Here is a 19275-nt window from a genome sequence, read left to right on the forward strand (position 1 = left end):
CCCCCCCCCGCCCCGGCCCCCCGCCCCCCCCGGCGGGGGGGGGCCGGGGGGGGGGCGGGCGCCCCCCGCCCCCCCCGGGGCGGTGCGGCTGGTCCCGGGGATCCCGTGGACCGGCGGCATCGACCGCGCCGCCTGGCGCCGGGCGTGGCGCGCCGCCGCGGACCGCGAACCGGACGAGACCCGCCGGGTCGCCGGCGCCGACCAGTACCGGGACGCGGTGGTGGAGCACCTGCTGCGCCACCGCGGCATGACCACCGGCGGCCCGCACCTGGGCACCGTGATCGCCACCGGCGGCACCACCGCGGCCCTCGCGGAGCTGGCCGCGACCGCGCTCGGCCGCGGTGCCACCGTCGCCGTGGAGGAACCCGGCTACCAGCGCGCCGTGCAGACCCTGCTCGCCGCCGGGGCCCACGTGGTCCCCGCCCCGGTGGACCACGGCGGGATCGTGGTGGAGGCGATCCCGCGCGGTGTGCGCGCCGTCTACTGCTCCCCGGCGCACCAGTACCCGATCGGCGGCAGGCTGCCCGCGGAACGCCGCGTCGCGCTGGTGGAACGCGCGCGTGCGGAGGACTGGCTGATCGTGGAGGACGACTACGACGGGGAGCTGCGCTACGACGTGGCGCCGCTGCCCGTGCTGGCCGCGATGGCGCCGGACGTGGTGGTGCACCTGGGCACCACCAGCAAGATCCTCACCCCGACGCTCGGCGTCGGCTGGATGCTCGGTCCGGACCGGCTGGTCGCCGGGGTGCTGGAGCACCGCGAGCGCACCAGCACCGGGCCGGCCCCGGCCGGGCAGCGGGTGCTCGTCGAGTACGCCCGCAACGGTGATCTGGGGCGGCACCTGCGCAGGTTGCGCCGCGAGCTCTCGCAGCGGCGCGCGCTGGTCGTGGCCCGGTTGGCCGAGGCCGGGGTCGAGGTGTCCGGCGACGAGGCGGGCGCGCACGTGGTGCTGCCGCTGCCGTCCGCCGCGGCCGAGCAGCGCGTGGTGGAGCGGGGGAACGAGCACGGCATCGTGCTCGACGGGCTGCGCAGGCACCACCACGGACCGCAGCGCTGGACCGGGATCGCGCTCGGCTACGCCTCGTGTTCGCGCGCCGACCTGGAGCGATCGCTGGAACTGGTGGCCCGCTGGTGCGGCGAGGAGGCCGCTGGCGGCTCCCACGCGTGCGGGTAGGGTCCCGCGCATGACTGAGCGCAAGACCAGGGTGGCCGTCGTCTTCGGCGGACGGAGCACCGAGCACGGCGTTTCCTGCCTGTCCGCGGGCAGTGTCCTGAGCCACCTGGATCGGGAGCGCTTCGAGGTCGTCCCCGTCGGCATCACCCGCGAAGGCGCTTGGGTGCTGGGCACCTCGGACCCGGCGGAGCTGGCCATCCGCGACCGGCAGGCGCCGGAAGTGGCGCAGGGGACCGCGGTCGCGCTGCCCGGCGACCCGACGCGGCGGGACCTGATCCTGGTCGAGCCGGGCCGCGGCGGCGAGGTCTTGTCCGAAGTGGACGTCGTGTTCCCGGTGCTGCACGGGGCTTTCGGCGAGGACGGCACCATCCAAGGCCTGCTGGAGATGGCCGACGTGCCCTACGCCGGGCCGGGCGTGCTCTCCAGCGCGGTGTCGATGGACAAGGAGTACACCAAGAAGCTCTTGGCGGCGGAGGGCATCGAAGTCGGCACCTACGAGGTGCTGCGCCGCGACCAGTCCACTTTGGACGAAGCGCGCCGGGAGCGGATCGGGCTGCCCGCCTTCGTCAAGCCGGCCCGCGCCGGCTCCTCGCTCGGCATCACCAAGATCACGGACTGGGCCCAGCTGGACGACGCCGTCGCCGAGGCCCGCCGCACCGACCCCAAGGTGATCATCGAGAAGGCCGTCGTCGGCCGCGAGGTCGAGTGCGGCGTCCTCGAATTCCCCGACGGCCGCGTGGAAGCCTCGCTGCCCGCCGAACTCCGCGTCACCGGCGAGGCCGACTGGTACGACTTCGACTCCAAGTACCTCGACGACGTCACCGAGTTCGACATCCCCGCCAAGGTCGGCGACGACACCGTCGAGCAGCTGCGCGCCACCGCGATCACCGCGTTCCGCGCCCTGGAGTGCCAGGGCCTCGCCCGCGTGGACTTCTTCGTCGCCGAGGACGGCGGGCTCATCGTCAACGAGGTCAACACCATGCCCGGGTTCACCTCGATCTCGCTGTACCCGCGGATGTGGGCGCAGACCGGGGTGGACTACCCGACGCTGCTGACCACGCTCGTCGACACCGCGCGGGCCCGCGGCACGGGCCTGCGCTGAATCGGCTTCTCCCACTTCTGGTGCGTGGGGGGCGGGTGGCGGAACCTCAGCGGTCCCCTCGCTGCGGGATCGTTTTCACAGGTGGCTCCGCCACATGCGAAAACGCTGTCCTCGCGAGGGAACCGCTGAGAACCCGCTGCGGTGCCGGTTGCTCTGGTGGTCGTTCGCTCAGCGGCTTCGCCGCTGACAGGACACCGATACGACCCGCCGGGCAGGTTCAGAGGCAGGCAGTCAGCGGTTCCCTCGTTACGGGATCAGGGGAAGACCGGCTTCGCGGGCAGCGCCCGCAGCCGGTCCGACAGGTCCTGCACCGGACCGCTGCCCGAGTTCTCCGGGGCGGTCAGCGCCACGTACACCGGCCGGTCCACCGCCAGCCACGAGGTGTTCCCGGCCTCGGTGATCCGCAGCCACTGCACCCCGTTGATCTGCACCAGCGGCGAGGTCGGCGTCAGCTCGGCGGGCGCGGGCAGGCCGCAGCGCACCGTGATCGGGTCGTGCTCGGCGTCGCCCCACGCGACCGCGCCCGGCGGCACCGGGTCGGCCAGCTCGCGGCGCGGAACCCGGGCGTCGTCCACCGCCAGCTCGGCGGGCAGCTCCGCGAGCAGCTTCGCGCACTCCGGGCCCTCGGCTCCGGGGGAGGGGATGGGGGGCAGGGCCAGCGGACCGGTGCGGCGGGCCTGCTGCACCGCCTCCACCGCGTCCTGCTGGCGCTGCTCGGAGAACCGGGACACCAGCCCGAGCGAGATGACGCCCAGCGCCAGCAACCCGCTGAGCGCGAGCGCCGTGATCAGCACCGGGCGGGGGAACCTGGGATGTTCGTCGGCCACCCGGCCACTACAGCACGCGCGACCGGAATGCCCGGAAGCGGGCGCTCACAGGTGTACGACCGGACACGTCAGCGTCCGGGTGATGCCTTCCACGTTCTGGATGCCTGCGACGACCATCTTGCCCAGCTGGTCGACATTCTCGGCCTCGGCGCGCACGATCACGTCGTACGGACCTGTCACGTCCTCGGACGTGATCACGCCGGTGGAGCCGGAGATCTCGGCGGCGACGGCGGCGGCCTTGCCGACTTCGGTCTGGATGAGGATGTATGCCTGAACCACGGCGTGCCCCTTCGTCTCGGCCTGGTGCGCGGGGTAGGAAACTGGGAGAAAGCTACCCCATCGGGCCGAGCGGATGCTCAAGAAAGGGAGGTCTGACGTGGGTTCGGACACTTCGGCGCAGGACCAGACCGTGTCCGAGGCCGGTGAGTTCGGCCTCATCCAGCGGGTGACCTCCGGGCGGGCCCAGCCCGCCGCGACCCTGCTCGGTCCCGGTGACGACGCCGCGGTGCTCGCCGCACCGGACGGCCGGATCGTCGCCACCACCGATGTGCTGGTGGAACAGGTGCACTTCCGGCTGGCCTGGTCGACGCCGCACCAGGTGGGGCGCAAGGCCGTGGCGGTGAACCTCTCCGACGTGGCCGCGATGGGGGCGGTGCCGACCGGGCTGCTGGTGGGGCTCGGCTGCCCGCCGGACACCCCGACCTCGGTGGTCGACGAGCTCTCGGCGGGCATGTGGGAAGAAGCGCAGCGCGTCGGCGCCGGGCTCATCGGCGGGGACATGGTGACCGCGCCCGCGCTGACGATCTCCATCACGGCGCTGGGCGACCTGCAGGGCCGCACGCCGGTCACCCGCTCCGGGGCGTGCCCCGGCGACGTGGTGGCCGTGGCGGGGCGGCTCGGCTGGGCTGCCGCAGGACTGGCGGTGCTGGGGCGCGGGTTCCGCTCGCCGGTGGCGGTGGTCGGGGCGCAGCGGGTGCCGGAGCCGCCGTACGCGGCGGGTCCGCTGGCCGCGGACGCCGGCGCCACCTCGATGATCGACGTCTCGGACGGGTTGCTGGCCGACCTGGGGCACGTCGCGGCGGCCGCGCAGGTCGGCATCGACCTGCGCGACGAGCTGATCGAAGTGCCGCAGCGGTTGACCGAGGTCGCCTCGGCGCTGGGCGCGGACGCCCGGCACTGGGTGCTCACCGGCGGCGAGGACCACGCGCTGGTGGCGACCTTCCCGCCGGAGCAGGCGCTGCCCGAGGGCTGGCGCGCCGTCGGCGAAGTCGTGGAGGGCGAAGGGGTCACCGTGGACGGCGCGACCTACGAGGGCGCCGTCGGCTGGGAGCACTGGCGCTGACCACCTGAGCGGCTCCGGACGGCAGAAGGCCCCGCGGGGAGTCCCCGCGGGGCCTTCGCGCGCATCCGCTCAGCCGGTCGCCGGAGCGGAGGTGCCGGGTGAGTCGGCCTCCTCCATCAGCGGTTTCCGCGCCGTCTCCTTCATCAGCAGGATCGGGACCAGCGCGACCACCGCGGCCCCCATCAGGTAGAACGCCGGGAAGAACGAGTTCCCGGTGTAGGTCACCGCCCAGTCGTTGATCAGCGGCGCGGTACCGCCGAACGCCGCCGTGGACAGGTTGTAGCCGACGCTGAACGCCGCGTACCGCACCTTCGTCGGGAACATCGCGGGCAGCGTCGCCGCCAGCGGTCCGATCAGCTGCAGGTGACCCACGCCCAGCAGCGCCAGCCCCAGCATCGTGGTGAGCATCGTGCCCTGCGAGATCAGCAGGAAAGCCGGGTACGGCAGCACGATGAAGCAGATCGCCGCCGACAGGAACAGCGGCTTCCGCCCGATCCGGTCCGAGAGCGCGCCGACCGGCGTGATCGCCGCCATCATCAGCGCCACCACCAGGAGCAGCGGCACCAGCACCTCGTACTCCCGGCCCTCCGGGATCTGCAAGGTGTCGGTCAGGTAGCTCTCCATGTAGGTCAGGATCGTGTAGTTCGCGACGTTGATGAGCACCACGACGCCCATCAGGATCAGCAGCGGTCGCCAGTACTCGCGCACCAGGGACTTCAGCGGCGAACGGGCCAGGTTGTCGCTCTGCTCCAGGTTCTTGAACGCCGGCGTGTCCTCCAGCTTGGACCGCAGGTAGAGCCCGATCAGGCCGAGCGGTCCGGCCAGCAGGAACGGGATCCGCCAGCCCCAGGACTCCATCGACTCGGCGGGCAGGACGAGGATCAGGATCGTCGGCACCAGCGCGCCGAGACCGAATCCCGCGAGCGTGCCGAATTCGAGCCAGCTGCCGTAAAAACCGCGTTTCCGATTCGGTGCGTACTCGGCGATGTAGGTGGCCGCGCCACCGTATTCACCACCGGTCGAGAACCCTTGCACCATCCGGCACAACAACAGCAGAACGGGTGCGAGAAGTCCGATCGTGTCGTAGTTCGGCAGGCAGCCGAGGATGAATGTCGATCCGGACATCAGCAGGATCGTGATCGCCAGCACCTTTTGGCGTCCGATGCGGTCCCCCAGCGGACCGAAGAACATGCTCCCCAGGGGACGCAGCAGGAACGAGATCGCGAACACGCCGAATGCGGAGACCGTCTCCCACGGTCCGGGGAAGAACTGGTGGCCCACGTAGGCGGCGACGTAGGCGTACACGCCGAAGTCGTACCACTCCGTCGTGTTCCCGATTGCCGCGGCGCCGACCGCGCGCCGGAGCAGTGATCGCCGTTCCGGGGTGAGCTCTTCCGTTTCCTGTGCAGTCATGAGGGTGTGTGCCACCTCCGGGTCGTGCCGTCCACGGTGCGTGAACACGTTTGGAGTACTGGGGAACTTAGCCCAGCGGCTCCCTCCTGGCCACCAAAACGGCTACTTGTGTCCGTTTCGATAATTGTGGTCATGCCTAATGCATCACCTCGCAGTCGCTTTGTGCCCTGCGGTGGCCGAGGTGGTGGCCGAGGCCGAAACGCTGGTCACGGGCGGTTATGGAGATCTCGATCGTTCGGCCGGAGGAATGGCTCGCCCGGGGGTCGATGATGACGCGCCGCTGTGTGGGGCACAACACGTTGACGGCTCCGCGGTGCTGCCCGCCGGGGCGGCGGGAAGTGGATCGAGCGCGCTCGCTAGAGTGCGCGACCATGGCACGTCCGCTGCACGAGGTCGTCGAAGCCGGTTGGGCCGAGGCGCTGGAACCCGTCGCCGACCAGATCGCCGCGATGGGGGACTTCCTGCGCGCCGAGGTGGCCGCCGGGCGGCAGTACCTGCCCGCGGGGGACGACGTGCTCCGCGCCTTCCGGCAGCCGTTCCGCGACGTGCGCGTCCTCATCGTCGGCCAGGACCCGTACCCGACGCCCGGGCACCCGGTCGGGCTCAGCTTCTCCGTGGCTCCCGGCGTGCGGCCGCCCAAGAGCCTGATCAACATCTTCCGGGAGTACTGCGACGACCTGGGCCATCCCACGCCCACCAGCGGCGACCTGACGCCGTGGACCGAGAACGGCGTGCTGCTGCTGAACCGGGCGCTGACCGTGCAGCCCGGCAAGTCGGCCTCGCACCGCGGCAAGGGCTGGGAGGCCGTCACCGACCAGGCGATCCGGGCGCTCGCCGCCCGCGAGCAGCCGATGGTCGCGATCCTCTGGGGCAACGACGCCCGCAGCACCCGGGAGCTGATGCCCGGCGTCGAGCGCATCGAATCGGTGCACCCGAGCCCGATGTCCGCCGACCGCGGCTTCTTCGGCACCCGGCCGTTCAGCCGGGCCAACGAGATCCTGCGGCGCGCGGGCGCCGAGCCCGTCGACTGGAAGCTGCCCTGACGGTCGCCGCACCGGCCGGTGGCGACGCGCTGTGACGACCTCCGTCGTGGCGACCCGCCGGGCCTGAGTGCGCGCGCGGGGCCCCGATCCCGCTCGGCGGCCCGCCCGCCGCGCTCGTCCGCCCCGCCCCACCAGCTCGAACGCATCGACGACGGTCCCCGCAGCCGCCCTGCGACAGGTGGCCGGGCGTGCTCTCCCGTGCGCTCCGGATCAACGCACCGTGATCGGAACCGGCCGCCCCACCTCCCGTTTCGGCGGATGGCTTTCGCCCAGCGCCGGTCGTAGATTCGACCCTTGCGGTGGACTTGTGCTCGCCGACGGAAGAAGGCTCGTCATGGGTGCCGGCCCGGTCAGTGGAGGAGTCCTGGCGCGGCTGCGGCGCGGGGTGTGGCCCGGGGCCAACCCGCTGCGGCGCCGGACCGACCTGTTCGAACCCGTCGCGCTGCTCGTGCTCTCGGCGGCGGCGGTGGTGGTGCTGATCTGTTCGTTCGTCGCGTCCCAAGCCGTGCTGCGGGACCACTTGGGGCAGGTGAACGCCGAACGCGCCCAGCGCCACGAGGTAACCGCCCGCGTGCTCTCCGACGTGCCGGGGCAGGACTCCGCCGTCGTGCGGTCCGTCGCCGTCGGGTGGGGGCCCGAACCGCAGCGCGTGGCCGTCGTCGAAGTGCCCACCGGGACCCGGCTCGCCGACACCCTGCAGATCTGGGTCGACCCGCAGGGCCGGCCGGTGCCGCCGCCGCGCACCCGCTCCGAAGCCACCCAAGCGGCCGGGACCGCGGGGGCCGCCGTGCTGCTCGGCTCGGGCCTCGTGCTCGGCGGGCTGTTCGCCGCCGCGCGCTGGTACGTGGGCAGGCGGCGGTTGGCGGCGTGGGAGCAGGAGTGGGCGGAGATCGGTCCGCGCTGGCGGCACCACCACCCCTGAACCTTGGCCGGACGCGCAAAAACCCCGGGACGTCGGTTCGTCCCGGGGTTCGCGCTAGCGGCAGGCGCTCAGCCGCGCGTGACCTTGCCCGCCTTCAGGCAGGAGGTGCACACGTTCATGCGCTTGCGCTGCGACAGACCGAACTTGGCGTGCACGGTCTGGATGTTCGGGTTCCACCGGCGACGGGTCTTCCGGTGGGAGTGCGAGACCGAGTTACCGAAGCCCGGACCCTTACTGCAGACGTCGCAGACGGCAGCCACGTCAGACACCCCTTAACTTTGCGTTCGACGTCCTCCCACGCCCGCGGCGGGGAAGCCTGAGTTCGGTTGCGGCGATGAGTCCACGCGAGCGCTGCCCGCTTGGGGATCCCGCCCGCTGAGCGGACCGGACCACGTACCGCTGGGCTTGCTGCTCGCCAGGAACCGGCGATCTCCTCCCGGCGCGGAGCCGGTTCGGACCTGCATGCCTTACGGGTGCCCTGGGTCATCGCCACCCGGGACCCGGTAAGCCTACCCCACGGCCCGAACGGCTCCGGCGGCCCCTGACATGCGGCGCAGCCGGGGGTGCGCGCGCCCGGCCGCGGCGGGGGCTCGGCGGCCGCGGGCGGTCCCGGCACCGCGCGTCGGGCGCGGGCCCCGCGCGGGACCGTTGGCCTAGGCTTCGCGATGTGGTGGGAAGTCCGAAGGCGCCGGAGTTCGGCGCGGAGGCGGCCCGGAGCTGGGCGCGGGAATCGGTGGCCGCGCTGGAGCGGGACCGGGCGGCGCTGGACCGGATCAACGTGTACCCGGTGGCCGACGGCGACACCGGGACGAACCTGCTGCACACCATGAGCTCGGCGCTGGCGGCGGTCGAAGGCGCCCCGGACGTGCTGGGCGACGTGCTGGGCGCGCTGGCCGCGGGCGCGGTCTCGGGGGCGCGCGGCAACTCCGGGATGCTGCTCTCGCAGGTCCTGCGGGGCGTGGCCGAGCAGCTGCGCGCGGCGACCTCGATGGACGGTGCCGCGCTGCGCGCCGCGCTGCACCAGGCGTCCGCGCTCGCCGCGGAGGCGATCGCGGAACCGGTGGACGGCACCATGCTTTCGGTGTTGCGCGCCGCAGCCGAGGGGACCGGCGACGCGGGCGACGAGCTGGGCGAGGTCGTGCGCGCCGCGACCGCGGCGGCGATCGAGGCGCTGGCGCGGACCCCCGGCCAGCTGCCCGCGCTGGCCGCCGCCGGGGTGGTCGACGCGGGTGGGCGCGGGCTGGTGGTGCTGCTGGACGCGCTGCACGCGGTGGTGCACGACGGGGCCCGCCTCGCCCCGGATCCGCCGGCGGCGGACGTCACCGTCCCCACCGAGCAGGGCGGCTACGCGTACGAGGTGATGTACCTGCTGGCCGGGGCCGAACCGGACGGGGTCGACCGGCTGCGCACCGCGCTCGCCGAGCTCGGCGACTGCGTGTCCGTGGTCGGGGACGGTGCGGGCGCGTGGGCGGTGCACGTGCACTGCGACGACATCGGCGGTGCGATCGAGGCGGGCATCGAGACCGGCAGGCCCAGCCGGATCCGGGTGCAGCGCTTCGCCGACCAGGCGGTCGCCCACCCGGTGGGGCAGGCGGTGCTCGCCTGCGTGGCGGGGGACGCGCTCGCCGAGCTGTTCCGCGCGGAAGGGGCCGAGGTGCTGCCGCTGGGGGACGCGGACCCGCAGGTGTCCGACCTGGTCGCGGCGATCGAGCGGACCCGCGCCGCGCACGTGGTGCTGCTGCCCAACGAGGAGGGGCTGGGCGAGCGGGCCGAGCTGGCCGCGAAGCGCGCCGTGCGCGACGGCCGGGACGTCGTGGTGGTGCCGACCGCGTCCCCGGTGCAGGGCCTCGCCGCGCTGGCCGTGCACGACCCGGCCCGCCGCAGCGCCGACGACGCGGTGGTGATGGCGGAGGCCGCGGCCGCGACCCGGCGCGGGGAACTGCGCATCGCCGAGTCGGAAGCGCTGACCTGGGCGGGCCGCTGCGCGCCCGGTGACGTGCTGGGCCTGGTGGACGGCGAGGTCGTGCTGGTGGGCCGCGATTTCCCCTCGGTGGCGCGGGATCTGGTGGACCGCATGCTGACCGCGGGCGGCGAGCTGGTGACGGTGCTGGTGGGCGATAGGGCGCCCGCGGCGGCGGCCGACCGGATCGTCGAGCACCTCGCCCGGCACCGCCCCGAGGTGGAGTGCGCCTGCTACCCGGCGGGCGCGCTGCCCGCCGCGCTGCTGCTGGGCGTGGAGTAGCCGGGCGGAGTATCCGCGCCGCGGCGGGAAAACGGGCAGCCGACGCGGTGCGACGCGGTGGTCGCTCGGCGCACCGGTCCGCCCTCCTGACGCCCCCTTCCGATAACTTCGGAGCGGGTACGGCGGGGCACGGGCGACACGGGCAGGGCGGCATGACCACTTCGGAGACGGGGCTCGACCGGGTGCTGGGCGCGAAGACCGGGGAGGCGCTGGAATCCTCGCTCGGTCTGTCCACTGTGGGCGATCTGCTGCGGCACTACCCGCGCCGCTACGCCGAGCGCGGTGAGCTGACCGCGATCGCCGGGCTGGAGCTCGACGAGCACGTGACGGTGCTGGCGAAGGTGGACCGCGTCTCCAAGCGCAGCATGCGTTCCCGCCGCGGCACCATCGTGGAAGCCCGCATCACCGACGGGCACCGCTCGCTGACCTGCACGTTCTTCAACCAGGCGTGGCGGGAGCGGGAACTGCTGCCGGGGCGGCAGGGCATGTTCGCGGGCAAGGTCACCGCCTACCGCGGCTCGTTCCAGCTCTCCCACCCCGAGTACCAGCTGTTCGACTCGGACGACCCGGAGCGGGCCGGTTCGGCGGTGGAGGAGTTCGCGGGCGCGCTGATCCCCGTCTACCCGTCCGCGCAGGGGCTCCCGTCCTGGTCCATCGCCCGCTGCGTGCGCCAGGTGCTCGACACCTGGGACGGCGCGGACGATCCGCTGCCTGCGGAGCTGCGCGCCGAGCACCGCCTGCTGGGGCTGGAGACCGCGCTGCGCAAGATCCACCGGCCGAAGGACCACGCGGAGGTCGCCGCCGCGCAGAACCGGCTCAAGTGGGACGAGGCGCTGGCGGTGCAGCTGGTGCTGGCGCGGCTGCGCGAATCGGCGCACGAGAACCCGGCCCCGGCGTGCCCGCGGCGCGAGGACGGGCTGCTCGCCGACTTCGACGGCAGGCTCCCGTTCCAGCTGACCGCCGGGCAGGCCGAGATCGGCACCGAGATTGCCGCCGACCTCGCCGCCGAGCAACCGATGAACCGGCTGGTGCAGGGGGAAGTGGGCTCCGGCAAGACCGTCGTCGCGTTGCGCGGCATGCTGCAGGTCGTCGACGCCGGACGGCAGGCCGCGATGCTCGCGCCCACCGAAGTGCTCGCCGCCCAGCACGCCCGGTCGCTCGCGGAACTGCTCGGCGACCTGAGCACCGCCGGGGAGCTCGGCGCGCCCGAGCGGGCCACCCGCATCACCCTGCTCACCGGTTCGCTGCCCGCCGCCGCGCGGAAGAAGGCGCTGCTGGAGGCCGCGTCCGGGGAGGCGGGCATCGTCGTCGGCACGCACGCGCTGATCCAGGACCGGGTGTCCTTCGCCGACCTCGGGCTCGTCGTGGTCGACGAGCAGCACCGCTTCGGCGTGGAGCAGCGGGACGCGCTGCGCGCCCGCGGCGGCTCCGAATCCGCGCCGCACGTGCTGGTGATGACCGCGACGCCGATCCCGCGGACCGTCGCGATGACCGTGTACGGCGACCTGGAGACCTCCGCGCTGCGCGAACTGCCCAGCGGCCGCTCGCCGATCAGCACCAGCGTGGTCCCGGTGGCGGAGAAACCGGCGTGGCTGGACCGGGCGTGGCAGCGGATCCGGGAGGAGGTCGCCGCCGGGCACCAGGTGTACGTGGTGTGCCCGCGCATCGGCGACGACGAGCAGAACCCGCCGAAGAAGGGGAAGAAGAAGCCGAGCACCGACGACGGCGTGGAAGAACCCGAGGACGCGGGCGCGGGCACCGACGAGCGCCGCCCGCCGCTGGCGGTGCTCGACGTGGCCGAGCGGTTGAGCGGCGGGCCGCTGTCCGGGCTGCGGCTGGGCGTGCTGCACGGCAGGCTCGCCGCCGACGACAAGGACGCGGTGATGCGGGCGTTCGCCGCGGGCGAGCTGGACGTCCTGGTCGCCACCACCGTCGTCGAGGTCGGGGTGAACGTGCCGAACGCGACCGTCATGGTGATCATGGACGCGGACCGGTTCGGGGTCAGCCAGCTGCACCAGCTGCGCGGGCGCGTCGGCCGCGGCTCGGCCCCCGGCCTGTGCCTGCTGGTGAGCGAGGCGATGGCGGGCACCTCCACCCGGGACCGGCTGGACGCGGTCGCGTCCACCACGGACGGTTTCGAGTTGGCCCGGCTGGATCTGGAGCTGCGCCGCGAGGGTGATGTGCTCGGTGCCGCCCAGTCCGGTCGCCGTTCCGGGTTGAAGATGCTGTCGTTGCTGCGCGACGAGGACGTCATCGCCGAGGCGAGGGATGCCGCGCAGCGCTACGTCGCCGAGGACCCGTCGTTGCGCGCGCACCCGGGCCTGGCGCGGATGGTCGGCGAGGTCGTGGACGAGGGCCGCGCCGGATACCTGGAGAAGAGCTGACCCGCGCCACCCGGTGATCCCGGCCGCGGGGTGGTCCGATGGTGCGGCGGGGCGGTCCGGCGGCACCGGCGATTCATGTCCCCGATCTTGCCGAAAAGGGAAAATCGAGGATTTTTCTTTTTCGCAGGGCTTGTGCGCCCTCGGTGTCCTCGCAGGTCATTACGGTCGGATGACGTGGGTCACCCCTTGATTCTCTCGTCAGGCGGAATTTTCGCGGTACCGTTTCGGGACCGTCCGACACCTGTCCAGGAGGTAGCCGGCATGTTTCGCAAGGTCCTCGTCGCCAACCGTGGCGAAATCGCGATCCGAGCCTTCCGCGCGGGCTACGAGCTCGGCGCGGGCACCGTCGCGGTGTTCCCGCACGAAGACCGCAACTCGCTGCACCGCTTGAAAGCCGACGAGTCCTACGAGATCGGCGAGCCGGGCCACCCGGTGCGCGCCTACCTCTCGGTGGAGGAGGTCATCAAGGCGGCGCAGACCGCGGGTGCCGACGCCATCTACCCCGGTTACGGGTTCCTCTCCGAGAACCCGGACCTGGCGAAGGCCTGCCACGACGCGGGCATCACGTTCGTCGGGCCGAGCCACGAGATCCTCGAAATGGCCGGGAACAAGGCCACCGCCGTGGCCGCGGGCCGCGAAGCGGGCGTACCCGTGCTCGACTCCTCCGCGCCGTCGGCGGACATCGACGAGCTCATGTCGGTGGGGGAGACGATCCCGTTCCCCGTGTTCGTGAAGGCCGTCGCGGGCGGTGGCGGCCGCGGGATGCGCCGCGTCGCCGAGCTCGGCGGGCTCCGCGAAGCCCTGGAAGCCGCGATGCGGGAAGCCGAATCCGCCTTCGGCGACCCCACGGTGTTCCTGGAGCAGGCCGTGGTGAACCCGCGGCACATCGAGGTGCAGATCCTCGCCGACGCGACCGGCGAAGTGATCCACCTGTTCGAGCGGGACTGCTCGGTGCAGCGGCGGCACCAGAAGGTCATCGAGATCGCGCCCGCCCCGAACCTCGACCCCGAGCTCCGCGAACGCATCTGCGCCGACGCCGTCGCCTTCGCCCGCAAGATCGGGTACGTGAACGCGGGCACCGTCGAGTTCCTCGTCGACGAGCAGGGCAGGCACGTGTTCATCGAGATGAACCCGCGCATCCAGGTCGAGCACACCGTCACCGAAGAGGTCACCGACGCCGACCTCGTGCAGTCCCAGATCCGCATCGCCGCGGGCGAGACGCTGGCCGACCTGGGCATGACGCAGGACTCGGTCCGGTTGCGCGGCGCCGCGCTGCAGTGCCGCATCACCACCGAGGACCCCACCAACGGATTCCGGCCGGACACCGGCATGATCAGCGCTTACCGCTCGCCGGGCGGCGCGGGCATCCGGCTCGACGGCGGCACCGCGTTCGCGGGCACCAGCATCAGCCCGCACTTCGACTCGATGCTGGTGAAGCTGTCCTGCCGCGGCCGGGACTTCGGGACCGCGGTGGCCCGCGCCCGGCGCGCCCTCGCCGAGTTCCGGATCCGCGGCGTGGCCACGAACATCCCGTTCCTGCAGGCGGTCCTGGAAGACGACGACTTCGCGGGCGGCCGGGTCACCACCTCGTTCATCGAGGAGCGCCCGCACCTGCTGACCGCGCGGCACTCCGCCGACCGCGGGACCCGGCTGCTGAACTACCTGGCCGACGTGACGGTGAACCAGCCGAACGGGCCGCGCCCCACCGCCGCGGACCCGGCGCTCAAGCTGCCCGAGGCCGACCTGAGCGCCCCGCCGCGGGACGGCTCCAAGCAGCGCCTCACCGAACTCGGCCCGGAGGGCTTCGCCCGCTGGCTGCGGGAGTCCGACGCCGTCGGCGTCACCGACACCACCTTCCGCGACGCCCACCAGTCGCTGCTGGCGACCCGGGTGCGCAGCAAGGACCTGCTGGCCGTCGCGCCGCACGTGGCGCGGATGACGCCGGAGCTGCTGTCCCTGGAGTGCTGGGGCGGCGCCACCTACGACGTGGCGCTGCGGTTCCTCGCCGAGGACCCGTGGGAGCGGCTGGCGAAGCTGCGCGAAGCGGTGCCGAACATCTGCCTGCAGATGCTGCTGCGCGGGCGCAACACCGTCGGGTACACGCCCTACCCGACGGAGGTGACCGAGCACTTCGTGCAGGAGGCCACCGACACCGGCATCGACATCTTCCGCATCTTCGACGCGCTCAACGACGTCGAGCAGATGCGCCCGGCCATCCAGGCCGTCCGGGACACCGGCAAGTCCGTCGCCGAGGTGGCGCTCTGCTACACCGGTGACCTGCTCGACCCGGCGGAGCAGGTCTACACGCTGGACTACTACCTGCGGCTGGCCGAGCGGATCGTCGAGGCCGGGGCGCACGTGCTGGCGATCAAGGACATGGCCGGGCTGCTGCGCGCACCCGCCGCCGCCGAGCTCGTCACCGCGCTGCGCCGCGAGTTCGACCTGCCCGTGCACCTGCACACCCACGACACGCCGGGCGGGCAGCTGGCCACCTACCTGGCGGCCGTGCAGTCCGGGGTGGACGCGGTCGACGGGGCGACGGCCTCGCTGGCCGGCACCACCTCGCAGCCCGCGCTGTCCTCGGTCGTCGCGGCGACCGACCACACGGACCGGGCCACCGGGCTGGACCTGCGCTCGGTGTGCGACCTGGAGCCGTACTGGGAGTCGGTGCGCAAGATCTACCAGCCGTTCGAGGCCGGCCTGGCCGCGCCCACCGGCCGCGTGTACCGGCACGAGATCCCCGGCGGGCAGCTGTCGAACCTGCGCACCCAGGCCGTCGCGCTCGGCCTCGGCGACAAGTTCGAGGAGATCGAGGCCATGTACGAGGCCGCCGACCGCATCCTCGGCAGGCTCGTGAAGGTCACCCCGTCCTCGAAGGTCGTCGGCGACCTGGCGCTGCACCTGGTCGGTGCGGGCGTCGACCCCGCCGACTTCGAGGCGGAGCCGCGCAAGTTCGACATCCCGGACTCCGTCATCGGCTTCCTGCAGGGCGAACTGGGCGAGCCGCCCGCGGGCTGGCCGGAGCCGTTCCGCACCCGGGCGCTGGAAGGGCGCACCGGTGGCCGGAAGCTCGCCGAGCTCACCGCGGAGGACCGGACCGGGCTGGCGGACGACCGCCGCGGCACGCTCAACCGGCTGCTGTTCGCCAAGCCCACCAAGGAGTTCACCGAGCACCGCGAGGCCTACGGGGACACCTCGCTGCTGCGCAGCAAGGACTTCTTCTACGGGCTGCGGCCCGGCGAGGAGTACTCCGTCGACCTCGACCCGGGCGTGCGGCTGCTCATCGGGCTCGAAGCGATCAGCGAGGCCGACGAGCGCGGCATCCGCACCGTGATGGCGATCCTCAACGGCCAGCTGCGGCCCATCCAGGTGCGGGACCGCTCGGTGGCCACCGACCTGCCGGTGGCGGAGAAGGCCGACCGCGGTAATCCCGGCCACGTGCCCGCCCCGTTCGCCGGTGTGGTCACGCTCGCCGTCGCCGAAGGCGATGAGGTCTCCGCCGGGCAGACCATCGCGACGATCGAGGCGATGAAGATGGAGGCCGCGATCACCGCGCCGCAGGCCGGCCAGGTCAAGCGGCTCGCCATCGGCCGGGTGCAGCAGGTGGAGGGCGGCGACCTGATCGCCGAGATCGGGTAGTCCGGCACGACCTCCGGGGGGGGGGGGGGGGGGCGGGGGGGGGCCCCCCCCCCGGCCGGGGGGGGGGCGCGGGGGGGGCGCCCCCCCGCGCGCCCCCGCGGCGCGCGCCCCCCCCCCGCCGCCGGGGCGGGGGCCCCCCCCCCCCCCCCCCCCCCCACCGGTGCGTTCGGGGTGCCGGGTTCGGGCCGCTGCGGTCGGCGTGACGCGGTCGCGGCGTCGTGCGCTGCGGGATCGGGCGGGTACCGTGACCGCACCGCACCGCGCGTCGCGGCCGGTTCCGGGACCGCGGGCCGGGTGCAGAGCAGCACCCGGGCACGAGCGACGGAGGAACCGTGCGGGAGCTGCCCAGGGGCGCCGACATCAGCAAGGCCAGCGCGGCCCGGATCTACGACTACGGCCTCGGCGGGTCGCACAACTTCGAGGTCGACCGCAAGGTCCTCGACGCGATCAAGGAGATCTTCCCCGCCACGCCGCAGCCCGCCCTCGACAACCGCGCGTTCCTGGCCCGCGCCGTGCGGTACTGCCTGCGGGCCGGGATCCGGCAGTTCCTCGACCTCGGCTCCGGGATGCCGACCGTCGGCAACGTGCACGAGATCGCGCAGCAGGGCGATCCGGAGGCGCGCGTGGTCTACGTGGACCTCGACCCGGTGGCCGTCGCTGCCAGCCGCGCGCTGCTTGCCGAGGACCCGCGCACCACGGTGCTGCACGCCGACATGCGCGAACCGGAGACGATCCTCGGCCACCCGGAGGCGTTGCGGCTGCTGGACCTCGCGGAACCGGTGGCGGTGCTGATGGTCGCGATGACGCACTACCTCACCGACGAGGACGATCCGGCGAGCGCGCTGGCCGCCTACCGGAAGGCGATGCGGCCCGGCTCGTTCCTGGTGTTCTCGCACCTGACCGCGGACGACCACCCGGAGGTGCACCGCACCGCGGAGACGTTCAACGCCGGCGGCTCGGAGCGGCTGGTGCTGCGCTCCAAGGAGGAGATCACCGCGCTGCTGGCGGACTTCGAGTTCGTCGAGCCGGGCCTGGTCCACCCCGCGAACTGGCACCCGGACGGCCCGCTCGCCCCGGACCACGTCCCCTCCGAAGCCGCCTGCTACGCGGCCGTCGCCACCCCGCGGCGCTGACGGGGCCACCGCGCGTGATCGGAAGTCCTTGTGCGACAAGGACAACACGTCCCCGACGTCCGAAATATCCCTTGCCGCTCGGGAGTTCCGGGGCCGATGTGGTGAAAGTGGTGGTGTGGAAGCGCATTCCGGTGACCGCGGTGTGTTCGAACCCCTGTGCCTGTGGCACGGTGGTGTGAACTGCGGAAGCAGGAAGGGACGTGAAGCCCATGCGCAACGTGAACAAGCGCCTCGGTCGGACGGCCACCGTGGCCGCCCTGGTCGCCGGGGCGGCCCTCACCGGCACCGCCGCCTACGCGGACGCCGGGGACGTGACGCCCTGCCAGGCGACGGCGAAGGCCTGCGTGGACCTGTCGTCGAAGCAGGCGTGGCTGCAGGAGAACGGCCAGGGCTTCTACGGGCCGGTGCCGCTGACCTCCGGGAAGGCCGGATCGGAGACCCCCGTCGGGACCTTCCGGGTGCAGTGGAAGGACGCCGACCACCGCAGCGGCGAGTTCGACAACGCGCCGATGCCGAACTCGGTGTTCTTCACCACGACCGGGGTCGCCTTCCACGAGGGCAGCCTCGAACAGGAGTCGAACGGGTGCGTGCACCTGTCCACCACGGCGGCCAAGAAGTTCTTCGACACCCTCAACCCCGGTGACGAGGTCCAGGTCGTGCAGTGATCCAGCAGCACGAGCAGGGGCGGCATCCGCGCGGGTGCCGCCCCGCTTCGCGTCCGGAGGCCCGCACGGGCGCCGTCCCCGGCGGTGCGAAGATGGGCCGGTGACTCGGATCGTGGCGGGAAGTGCGGGCGGCAGGCGGATCGACGTGCCACCGCGCGGGACCAGGCCCACCTCGGACCGGGTCCGCGAGGCCGTGTTCAGCGCGCTCGAAGCGGCCGTGGACCTCGACGGGGCGCGGGTGCTGGACCTCTACGGCGGTTCCGGGGCGCTCGGGTTCGAAGCGCTCTCCCGCGGCGCCGCGCACGCCACGTTCGTCGAAGCGGACCGCCGCGCCGCGCAGATCATCCGGCGCAACGCCGCGGCCCTCGGCTTCCGGCAGGTCGTCGTCGAGCAGGCCAAGGCGGAGACCGCGCTGGCCACCCCGCCCGGCGAGCCCTACGACGTGGTGCTGGCCGACCCGCCCTACGACCTCGACCCGGCCCGGCTGGCCCAGGTGCTGGCCGCGCTGGCCACCGGGGGCTGGACCGCGCCCGGCGGGCTCGTCGTGCTGGAGCAGTCCACCCGCAGCGGCGATCCGGCCTGGCCGGCCCCGCTGGTCGCCGACCGCACCCGCCGCTACGGCGACACCGCGGTGCACTGGGCCTTCCTGGAGGACGAGCGGGCCTTCCCGGCGGACGAGCGGGCTGTCCCGGAGGAGGAGCGGGCCATCCCGGAGGACGAGCAGAGCTTTCCGCAGGACGAGCGGGCTTTCCCGGCGGACCGCGGGTCCCAGTAGGACGGCCGGACTGTCCCGGAAGGCCGAGCAGCAGCCCGGATCGGGCGCGTCCGATCGAGCGGTGACCCGTGCCACGTCCGGCCTGAGCGGGCCGCGGCCCGGTGCTAACGTCCGGCCTCATGAGACGTGCCGTGTGTCCTGGCTCCTACGACCCGGCCACCAACGGCCATCTCGACATCATCGAGCGGTCCGCGGGCCTGTTCGACGAGGTGGTCGTCGCGGTCTTGGTGAACAAGAGCAAGCGCAGCCTGTTCACCGTGGAGGAGCGGCTGGACATGCTCCGCGAGGTCACCGAGCCGTGGCCGAACGTGCGGATCGACTCCTGGCACGGCCTGCTGGTGGACTACTGCCGGGAGAACGAAATCTCGGCGATCGTCAAGGGCCTGCGCGCGGTCAGCGACTTCGACTACGAGCTGCAGATGGCGCAGATGAACCAGCGGCTGTCCGGGGTGGAGACCCTGTTCATGTCGACGAACCCGCTCTACAGCTTCCTGGCCAGCTCGCTGGTCAAGGAGGTCGCGACCTACGGCGGCGACGTGGCGAGCCTGGTCCCGCCGAAGATCGAGCAGCGGCTGGTGGACCGCGTCGCCGAGCGCAACGCCGAGCACACCTGA

The 19275-nt window shown here is 73.1% G+C and carries 15 protein-coding genes and 1 pseudogene (1 of these 16 only partly in view); 12 read left to right on the top strand and 4 right to left on the bottom strand.

The annotated features are described in order from the left end of the window. On the top strand, positions 1-1174 hold the 3' portion of the coding sequence (locus tag LCD35_RS02110) for a PLP-dependent aminotransferase family protein (protein WP_225043627.1). The gene continues 401 nt to the left of window position 1, outside the view; the window shows 1174 of its 1575 coding nt (coding positions 402-1575); the start codon falls outside the window, past its left edge; its stop codon occupies positions 1172-1174. Between the two features lie 10 nt (positions 1175-1184). Beyond that, complete coding sequence (locus tag LCD35_RS02115) at positions 1185-2276, top strand: D-alanine--D-alanine ligase family protein (RefSeq protein ID WP_224959236.1); 1092 nt, start codon at positions 1185-1187, stop codon at positions 2274-2276. Between the two features lie 254 nt (positions 2277-2530). On the opposite strand, the gene LCD35_RS02120 is transcribed toward LCD35_RS02115, so the two are convergent. Both LCD35_RS02120 and LCD35_RS02125 read right to left on the bottom strand, forming a co-directional pair. Beyond that, positions 2531-3103, bottom strand: a complete 573-nt coding sequence (locus tag LCD35_RS02120) for a DUF3515 domain-containing protein (RefSeq protein ID WP_224959235.1) — start codon at positions 3101-3103, stop codon at positions 2531-2533. A gap of 45 nt (positions 3104-3148) precedes the next feature. Further along, positions 3149-3382 carry an Lrp/AsnC ligand binding domain-containing protein gene (locus tag LCD35_RS02125; protein WP_184481871.1) on the bottom strand — a complete coding sequence of 78 codons (234 nt, stop codon included), beginning with the start codon at positions 3380-3382 and terminating at the stop codon, positions 3149-3151. A gap of 97 nt (positions 3383-3479) precedes the next feature. Between LCD35_RS02125 and LCD35_RS02130 the strand changes: the two genes are divergently transcribed. Further along, positions 3480-4445, top strand: a complete 966-nt coding sequence (locus LCD35_RS02130; protein WP_224959234.1) for a thiamine-phosphate kinase — start codon at positions 3480-3482, stop codon at positions 4443-4445. Between the two features lie 69 nt (positions 4446-4514). On the opposite strand, the gene LCD35_RS02135 is transcribed toward LCD35_RS02130, so the two are convergent. Beyond that, the gene (locus LCD35_RS02135) at positions 4515-5858 is read right to left on the bottom strand and encodes an MFS transporter (protein ID WP_224959232.1); all 1344 of its coding nucleotides are present in this window, start codon (positions 5856-5858) and stop codon (positions 4515-4517) included. 371 nt (positions 5859-6229) lie between these two features. On the opposite strand from LCD35_RS02135, the gene LCD35_RS02140 reads away from it, so the two are divergent. Both LCD35_RS02140 and LCD35_RS02145 read left to right on the top strand, forming a co-directional pair. Continuing rightward, the gene (locus LCD35_RS02140; protein ID WP_225043629.1) at positions 6230-6901 is read left to right on the top strand and encodes a uracil-DNA glycosylase; all 672 of its coding nucleotides are present in this window, start codon (positions 6230-6232) and stop codon (positions 6899-6901) included. Positions 6902-7235: 334 nt separating this feature from the next. Then, positions 7236-7823, top strand: coding sequence for a hypothetical protein (locus LCD35_RS02145; protein WP_224959229.1), 588 nt, complete (start codon positions 7236-7238; stop codon positions 7821-7823). A gap of 68 nt (positions 7824-7891) precedes the next feature. On the opposite strand, the gene rpmB is transcribed toward LCD35_RS02145, so the two are convergent. Continuing rightward, positions 7892-8083: a 50S ribosomal protein L28 gene (gene rpmB, locus LCD35_RS02150; protein ID WP_224959228.1), complete on the bottom strand. Its 192-nt coding sequence runs from the start codon at positions 8081-8083 to the stop codon at positions 7892-7894. A gap of 407 nt (positions 8084-8490) precedes the next feature. Between rpmB and LCD35_RS02155 the strand changes: the two genes are divergently transcribed. The 7 genes and pseudogenes from LCD35_RS02155 to coaD all read left to right on the top strand — a co-directional run bounded on the left by LCD35_RS02155 (position 8491) and on the right by coaD (position 19275). Next, positions 8491-10065, top strand: a complete 1575-nt coding sequence (locus tag LCD35_RS02155) for a DAK2 domain-containing protein (RefSeq protein ID WP_308016868.1) — start codon at positions 8491-8493, stop codon at positions 10063-10065. 152 nt (positions 10066-10217) lie between these two features. Beyond that, complete coding sequence (recG, locus tag LCD35_RS02160; protein WP_225043630.1) at positions 10218-12449, top strand: ATP-dependent DNA helicase RecG; 2232 nt, start codon at positions 10218-10220, stop codon at positions 12447-12449. Positions 12450-12710: 261 nt separating this feature from the next. Beyond that, entirely contained in the window at positions 12711-16088 is a 3378-nt protein-coding gene (locus LCD35_RS02165) for a pyruvate carboxylase (protein ID WP_225043631.1), read from the top strand. A 332-nt stretch (positions 16089-16420) separates the two neighbouring features. After that, positions 16421-17221: an SAM-dependent methyltransferase gene (locus LCD35_RS02170; RefSeq protein ID WP_224959219.1), complete on the top strand. Its 801-nt coding sequence runs from the start codon at positions 16421-16423 to the stop codon at positions 17219-17221. A gap of 209 nt (positions 17222-17430) precedes the next feature. Further along, positions 17431-17886: a L,D-transpeptidase gene (locus LCD35_RS02175; protein ID WP_224959224.1), complete on the top strand. Its 456-nt coding sequence runs from the start codon at positions 17431-17433 to the stop codon at positions 17884-17886. 100 nt (positions 17887-17986) lie between these two features. Then, positions 17987-18529: pseudogene (rsmD, locus tag LCD35_RS02180) on the top strand (16S rRNA (guanine(966)-N(2))-methyltransferase RsmD); the annotation flags it as partial. 251 nt (positions 18530-18780) lie between these two features. After that, positions 18781-19275 (top strand): pantetheine-phosphate adenylyltransferase, encoded by a 495-nt coding sequence (gene coaD, locus LCD35_RS02185; protein ID WP_225043632.1) that lies wholly within the window; start codon positions 18781-18783, stop codon positions 19273-19275.

Origin of the sequence: Saccharopolyspora sp. 6V (assembly GCF_020176785.1) — a bacterium.
In the GTDB taxonomy this organism is placed as follows: Bacteria; Actinomycetota; Actinomycetes; order Mycobacteriales; family Pseudonocardiaceae; genus Saccharopolyspora_C; species Saccharopolyspora_C gregorii.